Genomic DNA, 1,006 nt, shown 5'->3' on the forward strand with positions numbered 1-1,006 from the left:
AAGCTCCCATCTGTCCGCTCGACTTGCATGTATTAGGCACGCCGCCAGCGTTCGTCCTGAGCCAGGATCAAACTCTCCGATAAAGTAGTTTGACTGACTACGCACATCGCTGTGCGATTTATAAAAAATGAATTAACAGGTACGTTTTGTCTTGTTTAGTTTTCAAAGATCATTTTTTTGTTCGCTTTGTTAAAGCAACTTTATTAGTATACAACGCCATTTCTTCAAAGTCAACAACTTTTTAAAACTTTTCTTGGTGGAGCCTAGCGGGATCGAACCGCTGACCTCCTGCGTGCAAAGCAGGCGCTCTCCCAGCTGAGCTAAGGCCCCATGAAAATGGTCGGGAAGACAGGATTCGAACCTGCGACCCCATGGTCCCAAACCATGTGCTCTACCAAGCTGAGCTACTTCCCGATTTCCTATCTATTCTATTAAAAGAGATGGCGCGCCCGAGAGGAGTCGAACCCCTAACCTTTTGATCCGTAGTCAAACGCTCTATCCAATTGAGCTACGGGCGCAATTAAATTTATAATATCCCGTTGGGATAAATGGAGCGGAAGACGGGATTCGAACCCGCGACCCCCACCTTGGCAAGGTGGTGTTCTACCACTGAACTACTTCCGCATATCGCAATAAAAAAAGCTTTCTCCTTTTTGAGAAACCTTAGTAATAATACATTTAATAAAGCTTCCAAGCGGGCTCGAACCGCTGACCTCTTCCTTACCATGGAAGTGCTCTACCTGCTGAGCTATGGAAGCAATGGCTCCGCAGGTAGGATTCGAACCTACGACCGATCGGTTAACAGCCGATAGCTCTACCACTGAGCTACTGCGGAATAATATAAAGCTTCATAAACAAACATGGTAGAAATAATAAATCTGCTTGGCGGCGTCCTACTCTCACAGGGGGAAACCCCCGACTACCATCGGCGCTGAAGAGCTTAACTTCCGTGTTCGGTATGGGAACGGGTGTGACCTCTTCGCTATCGCCACCAAACAAATGCCTT

Annotated in this window: 6 tRNA genes and 2 rRNA genes; all 8 read right to left on the reverse strand. The window is 47.0% G+C overall.

From position 1 onward, the window contains the following. Positions 1-83: ribosomal RNA gene (locus BLL41_RS22195) — 16S ribosomal RNA — on the reverse strand; the annotation flags it as partial. Between the two features lie 171 nt (positions 84-254). Continuing rightward, a tRNA-Ala gene (locus BLL41_RS22200) sits at positions 255-330 on the reverse strand. Between the two features lie 7 nt (positions 331-337). After that, positions 338-414 (reverse strand) — tRNA-Pro (locus BLL41_RS22205). 27 nt (positions 415-441) lie between these two features. After that, a tRNA-Arg gene (locus BLL41_RS22210) sits at positions 442-518 on the reverse strand. 31 nt (positions 519-549) lie between these two features. After that, positions 550-624, reverse strand: a tRNA-Gly gene (locus BLL41_RS22215). 61 nt (positions 625-685) lie between these two features. Further along, positions 686-758 (reverse strand) — tRNA-Thr (locus tag BLL41_RS22220). Between the two features lie 2 nt (positions 759-760). Then, positions 761-835: transfer RNA gene (locus BLL41_RS22225), tRNA-Asn, on the reverse strand. A 45-nt stretch (positions 836-880) separates the two neighbouring features. Beyond that, positions 881-996 (reverse strand): 5S ribosomal RNA (gene rrf, locus BLL41_RS22230). Positions 997-1,006: the final 10 nt, after the last annotated feature.

Origin of the sequence: Bacillus sp. FMQ74 (assembly GCF_001875785.1) — a bacterium.
Taxonomy (GTDB): domain Bacteria; phylum Bacillota; class Bacilli; order Bacillales; family Bacillaceae; genus Bacillus; species Bacillus stercoris.